Below are 16,941 nucleotides of genomic sequence, written 5' to 3'. Positions count from 1 at the left end.
AATTACACATGCAATACGACAGCCCTATTTCGTCCGAATCGTTCCAGACCACGCTGACCGGTACCAACTTCTCGTCCGCTACAGCGGCCGCGATCAGCACCCTGCTGAGCTTGGAAACAACTGATACCGTCAACCTGGCAAGCTGGGACGGCGTTTCGGCACCTCTGACTCCAACTGGTCAGACTGCTGCTGCTGAAGTCGTAACCGGTACTATCGCTGGCCGTACTGGCGACACCGTAAACTTGGCCATTCCTGATTCGCTGGCCTCGGCCAAAGCGTTCGTACTGGACAGCAACGCCAACCTGAACGTCACGTTCAACCCGGTTGCCGTTGCCCCAGCAGCCCCAGCAGCCCTAGCAGAAGAAGTTTCGACTCTCAGGATCGCAGCCGCGGCTATTGCCGCTGATCCTGCTACAGCTATTGAGTTTCTGGTTAAAACCGGCAACGGCGATGACATCATCACTGTAACTGGCGATCAGAACACCTACATCGACGCTGGCTTCGGCAACGACATCATCACCACCGGCAACGGCAACAACACGGTAGTCGCTGGCCTTGGCAATAACGTCATCACTACTGGCACCGGCAATGACACCATCGTTCTGAGCGGTGTGAACCACTCTGACGTTGTGAACACCGGCGCTGGCTACGACGTGGTTCGGTTGGACGGTTCGTCGTCGGACTACACCTTCGTAACTGGTAATAATTACAACGTGACCCTGAATGGCACGCAAGGCCTTGGCCAAACTGCTGCCATCACCAACGCCGAGTTCCTGATCTTCACTGATAGCGAAGGCGCTGGCAGCACGGTTGCGCTCGCTCACAACGAAGCCGAAGCTGCTGCCCTGCGTCTGTATGACGGCATCCTCGGCCGTGACGCCGACGTTGGCGGTGCCAAGCAGTGGACTACTCAGATCAATGAAGGTACTTCGTTGTCTACCATTGCGCAGAACTTCCTGAACTCTGCCGAGTACACGGACGGTGATAACACTGCATTCATTGACACCCTGTACGGCGCACTGCTGGGCCGCAGCGTTGTTGAAGATACTGCGGGTGCTCAAAACTGGTTGAGCGTGTTGGCCAAAGGCGGTTCTCTGGTGGACGTGGTCACCGGTATCGCAACTTCCCAGGAGGCTATTGCCAAAGACAGCACCAACGGTGCATTCGTCCAATCGCTTTACAGCGCAGCGCTGGATCGTGAAGCCGACACTGATGGTTTGTCGTCATGGATTGGCCAACTGGTCAACGGTGCAAGCCGTGCCGAAGTCGCTGCAGGCATCCTCGGTTCGTCCGAAGCTGCGGAGAAATCGACTGATAACTTCCTGAACGACCTGTACATCAAAGCGCTGGGTCGTACCGAAGATCAGGCCGCCGCCGACGTTGCTGGTAAAGCAGGTTGGGCTGAGGCTCTGGCCAACGGCGCCACTCAGGCTGACGTTGCCATCGGCATCATCGGTTCGCAGGAAGCGATCGCTCATATCGACAACGTTGTGGTACTGCACGGCGCGGTGTAACTCACCCTTGCCGAGTTGAAGATACGTCCAGCTGAAAGGCTGGACGTATCTTGAAAAAAAGGGGCGACTTTAGGGTCGCCCTTCTTTTTATTTTGAATGGCGAATCGAACAGCCTATGTCCAGAACCCTTGATCGTGAGCGAGAAACGCTCATGGACATTTTTCACCGCCACCGTCATGCGAATGAGCATGACCTCGCCGCTGCAGCGCTGGAACGCGCCATGCAGACGTCCGAATACCGACCGGAAGCCTTGATCTGGAAAGGTATGAATGCGTTGCCGCATGATCCTCAGCTGGCATTTATTTTTCTAAGTAACGCAGCTCATCTCCTGCCCCATCGACCAGACGCACATGCGTTGGTCGGCCGATGCATTCTGCTCCAGAACCAACCTGAAACCGCGAAGAAATACCTGAGTGCGGCTTGGCAGAAAAACCCCAACGATTCCTCGTTGCGGATGACCCTGTGGCAAGCTCGCAGCCAATCAGAATCACCTCAGGATCTGCGCGCGTCTATCCTTGCTCACCTTCCTGATATCACTGAAGCAGCCGAGCTCTCGTTCGTCCTCAAGTTGCTGCTCGCCCAGCCCGATACTGCGTCCACTGTCGGGGTAGTTCGCTTCAATCCTGATGACAGGGAAATCCAGGGCTGGGCAGTCGACCTCAGAGATCCACAAACGGCCCCTACCCTGCACCTTGAAGCCAACGGCCAGGCGATGAGCGTTACGGCGAATCTGGCACACCCGTTGCTCACAGCTGTCGGCCTTCCTTCCACTCACGGCGGCATTCGAATCAAGGTCCCTAACCCCACGCCAGCTGTGCAGGTACGGTTCGGGACAGGCGCAGCCTTGCTGGGCAGCCCTGTTTCGGCGATGCCTGCCTTCGTTCCCCCACCGGCACTTGAGGGAGCGGGCGCAACGCAGCCAGTCGATGTATTGATTCCCGTGTATGACGGCCTCGAGGAAACCCTGGAGTGCATCAACAGTGCGATTGCAGCTCGCAAATTAAATCGCACTCCCCACAGGATCGTGGTACTGGATGACGCGACCCCAGTTCCGGCATTGCATAAAGCGCTCAAGATTCTGGCAAGCAAAGGCAAGATCAAGCTGATCCAGAATCCGGTGAATCTCGGTTTCATCCGAAACATGAATCGCGGAATGGCACTTAGTGGCCTGCAAGATGTGGTCTGGCTAAATGCCGACACGCGCGTACATGGCGATTGGCTGGACCGCCTTCGTAAAAAGGCCTATGCGTCTGGCGATATCGCATCAGTTACGCCTTTCACAAACAATGGGGAGCTGATGAGCTTTCCGGTCAGCCGTGTCAGTGCACCTATGCCAAGTGCCACCGAGCACACCAAGATCGATAACCTGGCTCGCGAGGCGGATAGCCCTGCAGTGGAGTTGGAAACCGGATGCGGTTTTTGTCTCTATATCAAGCGCACCGCGCTGGACACCGTAGGCTATTTGGACGAGGTGCATCTAAGCCGTGGGTACGGCGAAGAAACCGACTGGTGCCTGCGAGCGCGTCAGCACGGCTTCCGCCATGTAGGAGCACCTAACGTGTTCGTGGCCCACAGGGGCGGAGTCTCTTTCAAGGAAGAGAAAACGCTACGGGTGGCTTACAACAACGCCATATTGCGCACTCGTTTTCCTACGGCTGAAGCCGACTACGAAGCATTCTGCAAACGTGATCCACTTCGGCCAGCACGCAACGCTCTGCAATGTGCGCATCTACCCAAGGTTTACCATTGGCTCGAAAGCGAAGTGTTTAGCCGCGGGTCTTCGGCCCCACTGTACCTGCACTCGCAAGCTGGCGACGACACTCCCTTCATGCTCACCTACCGCCAAGGCGATGCAGGTGTCACGGTCGCCATCAAGGCTTCGACAAAGCCCCTGACGACCTTGCTCGAATACAGTTTGCCGAAAGACACGGAAGCACTGCGTCAAACCATGACAGCACTTGCTACAGTCGGCTTGGGCGAATTGCTCTGCAACGGTAGCGCTCAGGTGCCTGCGGTACTACAGCGTCTTCTGTCCGATGTGGGCTTCCGCACGTCCGTCGCGAAAGTACCCTCTATCAATGTAGTCGGCGCGACAACCGCTGTTCTGAATCAGCGTGCGCTAATTGCCGACGATTTGTCTCACCCCGAAATACTACATAAGTGGCTTGATTTGGCACGCAGACTTCGCAAGAGCTCCGCACCCAACATACTGTGCGTTTTCGGCGACAGCCCCGCATTGGGAGCGCTGCGTTCTACGGGCACGGTGCTTGGCCTGGTCGTGCCAAAAGACCTGGACGCTGCACAGTGGGTAGCCTTGAGCGGATGCCACTGCCTGGTCAGCTTGAATCCTGAAGCCGACACCGATCCTGATTCTCGAACCTTGGTAGAGCGCTACGGTTTGCCGCTCTACCTGCTGCTCACAGACACCACAAACGAAGCCGATGCGCGCGCATCCGTGCAAACGGCTAAATCAAGGACAGAGGCTTCGAGCCTGACAGAACTATGAACGATCAAAACACAACTTCCCGTGCCTGCGGCCGAATCACAGGGTTGTACGGCGATGTGCTCCAGGGGTGGGCTCTAGACCCTGCAAAGCCTGATCTGCGTCTTGTGGTCGAGATCTACATTGATGGCAGCAGCGTAGCCTTCGCACACGCCAACGAATTCCACCCAGGCGCGAACTCAGGCGACGATTTCAACGGCTTCGCCGTCCAGCTGCGTGAAAGTTGGCTGGCCGGTGGCAAGATCATTTCGGCCCGCATCGCCAATCAGGAAGAATGGATGGAAGGAACGATCCAGCTTCCTGCCCCCGCTCCTATCGATCCGGCCCCGGCTGCCTCTCAGGTATGGCACACCGGCGGACTGAAAGTGAGTGGATGGGCGTTCGATGCTACCGATCCGAATCGCGCAGTCACCGTTACGGTTCGAGAAGGTACCCACATTCTGGCAACGGTCACAGCGGATCGTTTGCATCACGCCCTGGCTTATAAAGCCAGCCGGCACCATGGATTCGAGCTGGATCTTCCATGGGCACTCGCTGATGGAAACATCCATACATTGGAAGTGCACAACGACCTGGGCCAGGCACTGTCGGGAAGTCCGTTGACGTTGTGTTGCTGGCCTGAAGGCGTGGAAGCCCTTCTACGAAACAATGCCGAAAGCATTGGTGATAAGGCGAAATCAGAACTGCTGGCCCAAGTCGCTCGCCATCAAGAACTTCTATTGCCCAAAAGCGCTGGCTTCCATCACTACCCTGAGTGGTTTGAGGTATTCCAGAAGCCCGAACCGCTAGACTCGCGGCTCAAGGGCAAATGTGGCGTGCTGATCATCAGCGAAGGCCATCCAGACAAGGACGCCATTTCCATACAGAGTGTCCGGCAACAAAGACACTCACCTCACGCGATCGAAGTGACTGACGCATCAGATGTTTTACCGAGCCTGAAACGACTCATCGAACAGGGCTGCGAGAGTATCATTCCTGTCAGCTCTGGAGATCGATTGGCGAGCCATGCGCTTGACCGGCTGCTCCCTCTTCTGAAGGAAGATATCGCTTGGGCTTATGGCGATTGTGACCGCGACGAGGTGGACGGGAGTAGATCTGCCCCTTGGCTTAAGCCGATCTGGGATATAGATCTGTTCGTCGGGGCAGACGTGTTTTCTCCTGGAGCGATATTCACGGCGACCACGCTGACGCGAGTTACAGATCCGACTTTCGCGATATTGAATGACAGTAAGCTAGAGTGGCACGCGCTACTCGCCCGTATTGCGCTGTATACTGAGCAGTCAGATCTGGACGTCGCTCACCTTCCTTACATAGTTTATCATCGACATCATATCCTTTCAGCATGCCCTTCAGAAGCCATGCGTTCGGAAGCAAGAGAGATTGCTATGTCTTGGTTGGTCAACTTACTATCTGAGGGAGCGTCAATTGAGCACATAGCTGGCTTTCCTGGGTTGCTTAGAACTAGATGGCCGCTGCCTGGGAACCTGCCCAAAGTATCAATCATCATTCCTACACGCGATCATCTTGCATTATTAAAGAAATGTATTGAAGGCGTGCTTATGAATACTGACTACAATAATCTAGAAGTCATAGTAGTAGACAACGACTCAACTGACCCCGGAACACTAACTTATTTAAATGAGATACAAGAACTTGGTGTAGTCGTGATACGCTATCCATTCGCATTCAATTATGCAGCAGTCAATAATCGCGCTGCAGACGTAGCCACTGGGCAGTTTGTATGCTTACTCAATAACGATATAGAAATACTTGAGAAAGACTGGTTAAAAGAACTTGTTAGCCATGGGATACGCAATGGTGTAGGCGCAGTTGGGGCTAAGCTTTTATGGCCTAATAACATGGTTCAGCATGGTGGAGTAGTAATCGGGATAAATGGATTGGCTGCACATGCTGGCAATCATCTCCAGGACGGTGACGCCGGATATATGGGCTTAAACCAACTTACCCACCTATGCAGCGCAGTTACGGGAGCCTGTCTTTTAATCCCAAGATTAGAGTATCTAGATCAATTCGGAATGAATGAGGTTTTTTATCCAGTAGCGTTCAACGACGTTGATCTTTGTTTACGAATAGGTGCTAATAATTACAAAATAGTTTGGAGTGCCCATGCTAAGCTCGTTCATGCTGAATCAGCCAGCCGTGGTAAAGATGTCGCTAAAGAACGTAGGGCCCGCGCAGGCATGGAGCAAATGAATTTTATTCGCTCTTGGACAATCACCCACTCTGGGGATCCTCACTATCACCCAGCGCTGAGTACGGACTACCTTGCTGGCCCCTACAGCGGGTTCATACTGTCACGAAGATTAGATCAGGCTTCTCGCAGTTCGAAAAAACACATGCAGCGCGTGCAAAGCTTTTCCTGAGCAAAAGCAATGAGGGTTTCGTGACAATAGCTAAATCTGCACCCTAGTAACCAGTCAGGCAGGCTGGGTGCGATTGAAATTGAAAACGAAAACGAAAACGAAAACGAAAACGATTTGATAGTTGATGAACTTGCAGCAACCAAATTAGAACACTGGATACTTTACTAAAGATAACTGACACATCGGACTGGGATATAGCAAATTAGTTCAGCAGAGCAGAAACACAAGCTGAGTAAAAACCTATTAGACAAGCAGAATACTAAATCATGAACGCACAGATACGAAATCAGAAGACAGGTGAATATACCACTAAAACCAAAGAAGCTAAAAATGAGCTGGCTCGTGCCTTAGAGCTTGTCAGAGCTGAGAATATTTTACTATTAGATCAGCTTCACAGCACTCAAGAAACGCTCCAGAAATCTGTTCGCAACGCTAGCAAAGTAGACAACGAAATCATTAATTTGCGCAATAGGATAGATAGGCTGATCTTACGTCACATCACTACTCTGGAATGCAGCAGCATTCAAGTAAAGATAATAGAGAATACCAGCACGAACCTCACCGCTTTGTGGCATGTCAACGACAGCTACTTAGCAGAAAGATGTTTTTCAAGGTTATGTTTCACTACATCAATTACATCAGGCATACCCGGAATAATCTTCCATAGGACGGAAGAAGACAGTCTCGCTTACTTCAACAATTTCCCTGCCGCCAATGAGCTTAGGTGCACGCCTATGCCAGGATCCTATGCCCAAAAGGAAAATAGCAAAATAAGCGGAGTCGGATCTTCGGATTGGCTTGTTATTAAAGACTTATTAACCAAAATAACCAGCGAAGCGCGGGATAACAGCAGCCTTAATTTAAGCAGGGATATTATAAGCCGCATTACGGAAGGGACTGAAACACTATCAAGTATTTTCGGCGCGTGGCCAAAGGTTTTAAGATATGACTCTATTGCACTAACAAAGATTCTACACACTGAAGAGTACCAATCTTTAGAAATACTAGTCACCAATATACAATTTGACGCACGTAAAATCCCGACACTTAATTATCGACTTTCAAGCGTAAATTCCAGCTCGGAAAGGTTTGGCCAACACCCCAGACTTGAATTTCATGAGGACACCAAAGACTTTTTTGACAATTGGTTTGTTGAGTCCGAGGATGACCGAGGAGCCCGTTTAGAACTACGCTTTTCAATGCCCGACCTTATGGACATCGGCGTCTGGAGAAGACTTTCGCAAAATGATCAACTTTTGATAGCAGCGACAATTTCAAAACTTCCTGAAAAGATAAGTGAACTGATGGGAGGCGATGATGGCGATTCCTATAAATCAGGCTGGATACACATTGCAGAGATGCTGAAGCGCACATTAAGAAACTCGCTGTGATCAGACGCGCGACATTACATATCAAGATGCGTGCTTTTAATAGATACCCAGGGAACCCGGGTAAAATACAGTCAAAAGGCACACAGTAATGGATAATAAACTTAACATAACTATAGTGGGCACAGGTTATGTCGGCCTATCTCTAGCAATGCTTCTTGCAAAAAAGCATAGTGTGATTTGCCTTGATATTGATGCTAGCAGAGTTGCTGCACTGAACCAAAAGAACTCTCCGCTCCTAGATTCGGACGTCACACGCTACCTCAAAAGCGATATCGATTTTAAAGCAACACTGCAAAAAAAAGAGGCCTATCTAAACAGCGATTTTATCGTAATTGCTACGCCCACCGATTATGATCCTACTACAGGCATATTTGATACGTCTACTGTGGAAATCGCTATTCAAGATGCTAGGCGATTCAACGTTACTGCGACAATTATTATCAAATCAACAGTGCCTGTGGGTTTCACTGCTCGCCAGCAAGCTCTACATGACAAGGGCATAATCTTTTCGCCGGAATTCCTTCGTGAAGGAAATGCACTACATGACAATCTTTACCCATCTCGGATAGTTATAGGCGGCGATTGCGAGCGCGCTCATATGTTTGCAAACGTACTGATTGATGGTGCACACTTGGATAACATTCCAGTGTTGTTTACCGAATCTAGCGAAGCAGAAGCCATCAAGCTTTTTTCCAATACCTATCTTGCTATGCGGGTAGCCTATTTTAATGAACTTGACAGTTACGCACTTGTACATGGTCTTAATTCAAAAGATATAATAGACGGTGCATGTTTAGACCCCAGAATAGGAAGCCATTATAATAATCCATCTTTTGGCTATGGAGGATACTGCCTTCCGAAAGACACGAAACAACTACTCTCGAATTTCATAGACGTCCCACAAACACTTATCAGGGCCATTGTAGAATCCAACATCGTACGCAAGGATCTGATTGCGGACTCAATCATTCAGTTAGAACCCAAAACTGTGGGAATATATCGACTTGCCATGAAAGAAGGTTCAGATAACTTTCGAGCATCTTCAATTCAAGGCATTATGAAAAGAGTTAAGGCAAAAGGCATCAAGGTTGTGATATATGAGCCCTTTTTAAAAGAAGATTATTTTTTTGAATCGCCTGTAATAAAGTCTTTACCAGATTTTAAGACTCAAAGCGACTTAATTGTCGCCAACCGTCTCTCAGTAGATCTCCAGGACGTAAGTGCTAAATTATATAGCAGGGATGTCTATGGCAAAGATTAGCCAAAGACTCGAACAGAAGACGATAATAGCATTCATATTCGAATGCTATTATGATTGGATGCAACTGCTGCAGCAGTTTTTAAATATAGAGCTGCATTAGTTACTGGCTGACGAAGTGCGCCCTTCAGCTTCAAGATAAAAAGAGGATCTACACCATGCTAATTATAAAGCTGCACAAACTCGTTGAGTAGCGCCCTAAGATCACAGGTTATACATCGGGCTTTTTTTCATAAACTATTTATTAGACTCTCTCAATGACAAACAGCATACTAGCACAAGCAAATTCGGCATTCAGGAATGAAGAATATTTGATGGCCATCGAACTCTATCAAAAGGCGTTGATAGAAACACCTGCATTGGCCAATAGCATCAATTTCAATATCGCACTGGCTCAAGATAAACTTGGTAACGTTAATAAAAACTATATAACCAATACTTTATCTACAGAGCCGATTATTCCATCCATCTCATTCGACTCAACTCAAGAAAGTTTTGTTCCGTATAGCAAAAAGAGACCTCCAGACTCAGCCGTAAAGCTAATAGCATTTTATTTGCCCCAATTCCATCCTTTCCCCGAAAACGACGAATGGTGGGGAAAAGGTTTCACTGAGTGGACCAACGTCGGTAAAGCCAAACCAAACTACGAAGGCCACAACCATCCCCATTGCCCGATTCATCTCGGGTACTACGATTTGAGAATTCCTGAGATACAAGAGGAGCAAGCTCGGCTAGCCAAAGAATATGGAGTTTATGGCTTTAGCTATTATTTTTATTGGTTTGACGGAAAAACGCTAATGGAGTCGCCATTAAAGGCGATGCTGGCAAACAAAAAGGTTGATATGCCTTTTTGTTTGACTTGGGCTAACGAGAATTGGTCGAGGCGTTGGGATGGCCAAGAAAATGATGTGTTGATTGCGCAAAACCATAGCCGTGACGACTCTACTTTATTCATTCAACACTTGATTCCTTATTTTAAAGATTCCAGATACATTAGAATCGATAACAAACCCGTACTGATTATCTATCGTGCTTCAATCATACCTGAAATAAATGAAACGGCAGACCTGTGGCGCGCAGAACTGGTAAAGCATGGTTTTGCTGGCATTTATTTGATATGTGCACAGACCTTTGGCATAAAATCCCCAGAGCCGTTTGGTTTTGACGCGGCTGTGGAATTTCCTCCCCATACCGTAGTTAGCACCGATGTGAGACAGGATGTAAAATTAACCAACCCCGAGTTTACGGGTTATATATTTAGCTATGACCAGGTCGTAAGTAATGCCGTAAAAAACCACGAACCTGAATATAAGTTATTTAGGTCAGCAATGTTGTCATGGGACAACACTGCGCGCAAGCAAAATGCAAGCCATATATTTCATGGGTTCTCATTGTTAAAGTACAAACAATGGCTTTCTTCAATTTGTTTAAACTCCCTAAACAACGAAAAGTACTCCACCGATGAAAAAATTGTTTTTGTTAACGCTTGGAATGAGTGGGCGGAAGGAACCCATCTCGAACCTGATAGAACATATGGATATGCATATCTTGAAACCACACGAACTGTACTCGCCCAACTTGAAAATAAACGATTTAGCGGATATCAGAATTATCAACCGATAAAAAGACATGACGTTGCCGCCATAGTTCATGTCCACTATATTGAACTGTGGCCTACTATCAAGCAGCAGCTTAAAAAACTGCAAAAAGTTGGATTGGATCTATTTGTCACAACCACCGACTCTGCTCTTATAAAAATAGTTAAAGCCGACTTCAAACATGCGCACGTCAGGGTAGTCGAAAATAGAGGGCGAGATGTTCTACCGTTCATCGAAACGCTCCGAAGCATCCATAGCTTTAATTATACAGCCATCTGCAAATTGCATTCAAAAAAGAGTGCTTATAGATCGGATGGGAATGACATACGTGAAGAAATCTACAATGAACTTATCGGCTCAACAGGCAACGTTAGATCTATTCTAGATAGATTTAGAGCAAATCCAAATCTAGGTATACTAGCGGCGAGGAAATACCTAATAAAGCACACTAGCCACAACATGACATTCGATAACGAAATAGTTGAAGATCTTGCCAAAAAAATGAATCTTAAGTTTGAATACAGTCATTTCCCGGCTGGCTCAATGTTCTGGTTTCGCCAACGGTCATTCAGTAGAATTTTACATTTATCTACCAGTGATTTTGACATCGAGCGTGGGCTTGCTGATGGTACCAACGCACACGGCATTGAACGCCTGTTCTGTACCATTGTCGAAGGCATAGGATATCAAACAGAGGTGATCTCGGAAAGCGAACATCCTACCGAGACACTTAGGAGCAAAGCAGTTTCGCATAATTTGTAACAAAATAACATTGTATAATATATAAGTCTTTGCAAGAGACTGATTAACACGGAAAGCTCTGACACACAGGAACATATGATGAAAACATGCATAGTTGCTATTGCAAAAGATGAAGGCCCGTATCTCTTAGAGTGGGCGTCTTACCATATAGCTTTAGGATTCGATCGCATTTTTTTGTATGATAATGATTCTTCCGACCACCCCGAATCAATTCTAGCGCCCCTATTAGATCATGTAGAAGTTATCTCTTGGCCTACGCAGGAGGGAATTTCACCTCAGCTTACCGCTTATAATAATCCTAACATAAAGCTTAGAGACTCTTACGATTTTGCAGCTTTTATTGATATCGATGAGTTCATCACCCTCAGACATCTCGATAACATAAAAGACTATCTCGAAACTCTGCCTGAGACCGTTTCGGCTGTCGCTATCAATCAAAAGATATTTGGCTCATCGCACCTCGACCAATACATTGATACCCCTGTCACAAGTAGATTCACGAAATGCGCTGATTATGACCATCCTGAACACTTATGGTACAAGAGCATTTATCGGCTGAAGAATGTTCGTCAAATAAATAACTGTCATAAGGGAGATCTTTTGCAAGGCGATTATACTGATGCCAATTTTTCGACTGAAAACGTAGACCTTGATGCTCCAGGACAAACTAAAATTAACGCTTCAGAAAAAATACATATCAACCACTACATATTAAAGTCCAGAGAAGAATTCGAAACCAAGAAGAAGCTCCGCGGCGGTGGCATGGACACTACCAAGGAAGCCAGGCTTGAGCGCTATAATAATGATTATTTTTTTTCATATCGTGATTCATATGCAAATAATTCAAGCGACCAGAGAATTATAGAGTTGATGAGCAAATTCACAGCGGAAAATAAAATCTATACGTGAGAATAACTTTCTGCAAATAGCTTAATTAGCAGCAGTACCTTTGGTAACTGCTGCCTTTGCTTTATATGACGTCGGAGCTCAACAAGTCTGGTTTGGATGATATGTCGTATCTAATCCAGGGAAGATAGCAAACAATCGCTAGCATCGCTTTAGTCAAAATTTACGTAATTCAGTCCAGCAACGGAATTTTTGCCCCGCCACTGGCGCTTTTTTGCACGCTGAATTCGCCTATATTCAATACTCACAGCTGCATTCTTTGGTTTATATCTGTTAATTTCTTTATTGGATCTGAATTCATTACTTGGAGGTTTTTTAGTAATGATTGGAGTTCCCCATCCTTTTATATTTTACTCCGACTTAACCACCGACATCCACATATGGCTATAACTTCTCGCAAGCCGTTTGTCTCTACCCGCTCGATGCTCTCCGTGGCCTAACAGCACTTAGCGTTGTACCCTGGCATTGGCAACACTTCTTCTATGTGGCTGATGATCCGTCACAACATGTCGCTTCCCAGTAGCCTTTTTTGTCTACTTCCAAGAGATTCTATAATGACGGAGGTTTGGCCGTGCAGTTACTCATCTTGATCTATGGCTTCGTTTTCTTCCGGCTGTTTGCTAGGAAATTCTTGGCGAGATGGGTTTCGGTGAAGCGTTTTGCGTAAGGCCGACTCAGCCTACTGTATCTCTTGCACATGGTGACGTTTGCGATCGTTGCTGTACTCCAAATGGTTACAGCTCAACGCATTCGAATGCGATCGACGAAGCCAATGAAGCCTATCACGCGATCCTGAACGTTTTCCTCGCGCCCGCTTGGGGCTTTGAAAAGGGTTGGTCCTTCAACGTGCCAATCTGGTCCGTATAGGGCGAGGTGCTGCTGTATGCCACCTTCTTCCTGATCTGACTGACTGGGCGGTTTTTGCTGCCCCTGGTAGTACTCATGTGTGCGCTTGGCGCCTATTTGTACCCTGACTACTACAAGCAAGGCAGCGGTCTGCTGTGTTTCTATGTAGGCGGGCTGACCTACTTCAGCTTGCAATGGTTGGAACGTTACGCTGGACCGGGACGGAGCACGGCGTTGGTATCAGCGGCATGCGCTGCTGCTTGAGTACATCAGCTAGGCCTTAGCGATAGCGTGAACACGTATTTCGTCATGTGCGTCGGCTTCCCACTCTTGATCGCAGCCCTTGCAGGTATCAGGCGCTATTGGCCCAACCTGCTTCGCTCAGGCGCAGTACTTGGAGATATCAGCTATGCGTCCTATCTGATTCACTCTCCTCTGCAGATCGTGTTCGCTTTAACGGCGGACAAACTGGGTTTTGCACGCGCTGTGTTCTATCAAGGCTGGGTGATGCTGCTGTTCTTCGCTGTGCTGATCGTACTGAATATGCTGAGCCACAGATTCCTGAAACGACCTGCGCAGCGGTTCTTGAGAGCACGTGAAGCAATGCCCCTGCACTGAATGGGCATGGAAACAGCTCGAGAAGTATTGATGGTGTTACAGGTGTCCCACCGGGGCCTGGGCCCCGGTGAGACGGCCATTAGCAGGTCACTGCGGCACGGGTGACCATTGTTTGGTAGTCAGATCGAGCTTGCACACGTCGGTAATCGCGTGGTTTTGCAGGTATGTCCGAACGCGCTGATCGTAGTCGTTGTTATTCGGATACGCCAGGTTCCAGTCCGGCGGATTGAACGAGGCGAAACCATTGATCGTGGGCATTCTCACCAGCTCCGCTATCAGCATCGCGCTGACGTTGTGAGCATAGATATTGTCGATCACCGATTCCTGTCGTGGCCACCCACTGACGTAGAACACCTTGCAGGTGGCAGGTGCCGGGGTCAGATTCGCGACTTTGGCCAGTTCTACTTTCCGATCAAGATGGATGTAGGCTCGGTTCATTTCTTCGACAATCAGCATTCCGCCCAAGATGCAGAGAATCGACACTGGCAACCTGGGAAGCAATCGCGCTAGATACACGGTCACGACGACGGTCAGCGGGAACACCAGGAAAATCTGGTAGGCAGTCACCACGTTCAACGCTTTCGCACCTGGGAACAAGGTGTATACGAAGAACCAAAGGCTTCTTTCGTTCACCTTGATGACGCAGGCCCATGTGATCAACACGGCCAGGCTCACTGCCCAGGTAAATTGAGTGATTGGGTGATGCTTGCGCTGACGAAAAATGGCAACGGTTGCAAAGCAGAACAGGACGAAGATGATGGGCGCGATGCCTGTGTTGTAGTACTCACCCTCCCAGGTGTAATTGGGGAATATCACTTTTATAGCGTTGTTGTAGATGCTGCCGAACAGTATGTTGGTTTCGCCCACCTGCAGAATGCCAGGCAGCTCAACCACATAATTCAGAGCAGACTTGTACGACCGCACTCCAGACTCGGCTGCCTTGGGTAAGTAGACACTTAGCAACGGAATCATTGCAATGATGGCTATCAAAACTACGATGGCGACCACCCACCAATGGCGCAGCGTGGCCTGCCATAGCGTCCGACGTTGCTGTTGATCCGCGACACAGAGCAGGACGAAAGCCAGGATCACCGTGAAGAAAATGAAGAACCAGGTGATGTAGAAACAGGTCAGTGCCCACGCGCCCAGCGCGATGCCCGCGGAGCCTCCCCTGACGCCCAACCTAACCCTGTCGCCGGCGAGCAACGCTACGTAAGCCTGATGCAGCAGGACCGTGACGATGGGGGCAAATGCCAATGTCGCCAGTTGAACTCGTGTGCCATGCACCGTGAGGTTGTTGGCGATCAGGAACAGCCCCGCCGACAGAACGGCCCACCCGTAGGAAACTCGGAAGACCTTGCGCATCATCCAGTAGAAGCCAAGGAAGCCAATGGCTCTTACGACCATGTTGCTCAACTCGGAAGCCAAAAACGAATCGGGACCAAATTGCCGAATGACTGAATAGATCACTGCAATCAGAAAGTAGCCGTCTGTTTGCGCGAGCGTATTTTTATAGGGGTAAAAGTAATACAGCTGCGACCATGGCGAATCGCCGCGAAACACGTTCATCCAATGTTCGAGAATGGCGACGACAATGGCGGCATCGTAACTATCGCCATAGAGAACGGAAAAACCGTTATTGATCTGCACTCTGAACTGGATGTAGAGAAAAAAACACATCGCAACCAGCAGGAAGATTATTTTTCCTGCCGATCGCAATGACTGTGCAGATTGATGCTTTTGAACTTCCATGACGTGTTGGTCCACTGCTCGGCTGGAGGAATTAAGGCGAAGAACTCAGACAGTCAGGCTTTCAAAGCCACTACGATCCCACTCATGATGAGTGCTACGCCAACAAAGTACTGCACGCTGAATCGCTCCCCGAACACGAAGTGACTGCCAATCGGGACCAGTACGAAGGCCATTGCCATCAACGGGTAGGCTTTACCCAATTCGATTTTCTGCAGCACCCAAACCCACGCAATGGTGGTGATACCGTAAAGCGCGAACGCGGTGAACAACGTGATTAGTGTCTGAGGGTCGAAGATACCCGCACGCTGCAGCGATGCAGCGCTCAATTTGAAGAGTATCTGCCCACCGGCGATCCCCAGGACACACAGTACAGCCACGAAGTAGATCATTGAACGTTGTCCCGCGCTTTGACCTTGACCTTTTTACGGGTTCGATGGAACGGGTGTCGAGGGCTGGATGCAATATCATGGCCGATGAACGCGAGCAGCAGCTGTACCCCTATGATCACGGGCAAGGCCGAAAGCATGACGGTTCCAGCCGGTGTCGGAATGTCCGTGTTCAGCGAGTCGATCCAGTGCGAAACACCGAAGATGCCACCCCATACCAGCAGTACCAGCGCGATAGGAAGTTCCAGAGAGGCCAACGACATTCCGCGCAAATAGTAGTTGTAGAAAACCCGTTTGCCAAAGTTGCGAATGTGTTTGAACAGGAATTCACCCACCACTTTCGAGATCTTGAGATTGCTGACCTCGTCTTCGTATTTCGCATCCATCGGGATGTCGATCACGACAGCCCGCAATGTGTTCAGACGAAACAGCATGTCTGTTTCAAAGAAATAGCGGCGGCTGATTCTGTTGAACGGCAGATGGCGCACAACATCGGTATGAATGGCGGTGAAACCGTTGGTAGGGTCGAACAGATCCCAGTACCCGGAGGACAGCTTGGTCATGAACGACAAGACAGCGTTGCCGAACAGACGCATTTTCGGCATCGCCGAGATCTTTTCGAGATCGTAGAAGCGGTTGCCTTTTGTGTAGTCGGCATGGCCGAGAAGGATAGGCGAAATGAAGCTTTCGATGAGTGTCGGATCCATTTGGCCGTCGCCATCAATCTTGACGACGATATCCACGTCATCATTCAGTGCGGCTTGGTAACCGGTCATCACCGCACCGCCCACCCCCTGGTTTTCAGGGTTGCGCAGTACCACCACACGCGGATCCTGGTTGTTCTGCTCGACGAAGTCTCCCGAGCCCTCGGGACAGCAGTCGTCGACCACATAGATCGTCTGGATTTCAGGCCCGATACTTTCGATGACACCAAGGATGTGTGCTTTGACTTTGTAGCTCGGAATGACTACGGCTACTTTCACATCGTTTACTAGCATTTACAGCTCCATTCAATGTCATCGG

At 49.0% G+C, this 16,941-nt stretch carries 11 protein-coding genes; 8 read left to right on the top strand and 3 right to left on the bottom strand.

Going from position 1 to position 16,941, the window contains the following annotated elements:
- The first annotated feature begins 8 nt into the window (after nucleotides 1-8).
- The 8 genes from IFT57_RS23980 to IFT57_RS23945 all read left to right on the top strand — a co-directional run bounded on the left by IFT57_RS23980 (nucleotide 9) and on the right by IFT57_RS23945 (nucleotide 13,780).
- A complete protein-coding gene (locus IFT57_RS23980) occupies nucleotides 9-1,514 on the top strand; it encodes a DUF4214 domain-containing protein (protein ID WP_192152902.1) in 1,506 nt (501 codons plus the stop codon).
- A 151-nt stretch (nucleotides 1,515-1,665) separates the two neighbouring features.
- Entirely contained in the window at nucleotides 1,666-4,020 is a 2,355-nt protein-coding gene (locus tag IFT57_RS23975) for a glycosyltransferase family 2 protein (RefSeq protein ID WP_192152922.1), read from the top strand.
- A complete protein-coding gene (locus IFT57_RS23970) occupies nucleotides 4,017-6,401 on the top strand; it encodes a glycosyltransferase family 2 protein (RefSeq protein ID WP_192152901.1) in 2,385 nt (794 codons plus the stop codon). Before IFT57_RS23975 ends, IFT57_RS23970 begins: the two co-directional genes overlap by 4 nt.
- Nucleotides 6,402-6,667: 266 nt before the next feature.
- Entirely contained in the window at nucleotides 6,668-7,792 is a 1,125-nt protein-coding gene (locus IFT57_RS23965; RefSeq protein WP_192152900.1) for a hypothetical protein, read from the top strand.
- 88 nt (nucleotides 7,793-7,880) lie between these two features.
- Complete coding sequence (locus IFT57_RS23960; protein WP_192152899.1) at nucleotides 7,881-9,053, top strand: nucleotide sugar dehydrogenase; 1,173 nt, start codon at nucleotides 7,881-7,883, stop codon at nucleotides 9,051-9,053.
- A 311-nt stretch (nucleotides 9,054-9,364) separates the two neighbouring features.
- Nucleotides 9,365-11,410, top strand: coding sequence for a glycoside hydrolase family 99-like domain-containing protein (locus tag IFT57_RS23955; RefSeq protein ID WP_192152898.1), 2,046 nt, complete (start codon nucleotides 9,365-9,367; stop codon nucleotides 11,408-11,410).
- Nucleotides 11,411-11,488: 78 nt separating this feature from the next.
- A complete protein-coding gene (locus IFT57_RS23950) occupies nucleotides 11,489-12,319 on the top strand; it encodes a glycosyltransferase family 2 protein (RefSeq protein ID WP_192152897.1) in 831 nt (276 codons plus the stop codon).
- 1,134 nt (nucleotides 12,320-13,453) lie between these two features.
- Entirely contained in the window at nucleotides 13,454-13,780 is a 327-nt protein-coding gene (locus IFT57_RS23945) for a hypothetical protein (protein ID WP_192152896.1), read from the top strand.
- Nucleotides 13,781-13,867: 87 nt separating this feature from the next.
- Here IFT57_RS23945 and IFT57_RS23940 read toward each other — a convergent pair whose 3' ends face one another.
- From IFT57_RS23940 to IFT57_RS23930, 3 genes are read right to left on the bottom strand one after another with little or no spacing between them, the layout of a single operon-like run.
- On the bottom strand, nucleotides 13,868-15,532 hold the full coding sequence (locus tag IFT57_RS23940) for a hypothetical protein (protein WP_192152895.1): 1,665 nt from the start codon (nucleotides 15,530-15,532) through the stop codon (nucleotides 13,868-13,870).
- 53 nt (nucleotides 15,533-15,585) lie between these two features.
- Nucleotides 15,586-15,921, bottom strand: a complete 336-nt coding sequence (locus tag IFT57_RS23935) for a 4-amino-4-deoxy-L-arabinose-phospho-UDP flippase (RefSeq protein ID WP_192152894.1) — start codon at nucleotides 15,919-15,921, stop codon at nucleotides 15,586-15,588.
- Nucleotides 15,918-16,916, bottom strand: coding sequence for a glycosyltransferase family 2 protein (locus IFT57_RS23930; RefSeq protein WP_122478386.1), 999 nt, complete (start codon nucleotides 16,914-16,916; stop codon nucleotides 15,918-15,920). Before IFT57_RS23930 ends, IFT57_RS23935 begins: the two co-directional genes overlap by 4 nt.
- Between the last annotated feature and the right edge of the window lie 25 nt (nucleotides 16,917-16,941).

Source organism: Pseudomonas sp. CFBP 13719 (assembly GCF_014842095.1).
Taxonomy (GTDB): domain Bacteria; phylum Pseudomonadota; class Gammaproteobacteria; order Pseudomonadales; family Pseudomonadaceae; genus Aquipseudomonas.
Note: the sequence above shows the minus strand (reverse complement) of the source record. Positions and strands in the feature narration are given on the sequence as shown.

Bases quoted from the DNA above. Each gene is read 5' to 3' on its own strand.
- IFT57_RS23980 (WP_192152902.1), top strand. From the start codon at position 9: ATGCAATACGACAGCCCTATTTCGTCCGAATCGTTCCAGACCACGCTG.
- IFT57_RS23975 (WP_192152922.1), top strand. From the start codon at position 1,666: ATGGACATTTTTCACCGCCACCGTCATGCGAATGAGCATGACCTCGCC.
- IFT57_RS23970 (WP_192152901.1), top strand. From the start codon at position 4,017: ATGAACGATCAAAACACAACTTCCCGTGCCTGCGGCCGAATCACAGGG.
- IFT57_RS23965 (WP_192152900.1), top strand. From the start codon at position 6,668: ATGAACGCACAGATACGAAATCAGAAGACAGGTGAATATACCACTAAA.
- IFT57_RS23960 (WP_192152899.1), top strand. From the start codon at position 7,881: ATGGATAATAAACTTAACATAACTATAGTGGGCACAGGTTATGTCGGC.
- IFT57_RS23955 (WP_192152898.1), top strand. From the start codon at position 9,365: ATGGCCATCGAACTCTATCAAAAGGCGTTGATAGAAACACCTGCATTG.
- IFT57_RS23950 (WP_192152897.1), top strand. From the start codon at position 11,489: ATGAAAACATGCATAGTTGCTATTGCAAAAGATGAAGGCCCGTATCTC.
- IFT57_RS23940 (WP_192152895.1), bottom strand. From the start codon at position 15,532: ATGGAAGTTCAAAAGCATCAATCTGCACAGTCATTGCGATCGGCAGGA.
- IFT57_RS23935 (WP_192152894.1), bottom strand. From the start codon at position 15,921: ATGATCTACTTCGTGGCTGTACTGTGTGTCCTGGGGATCGCCGGTGGG.
- IFT57_RS23930 (WP_122478386.1), bottom strand. From the start codon at position 16,916: ATGCTAGTAAACGATGTGAAAGTAGCCGTAGTCATTCCGAGCTACAAA.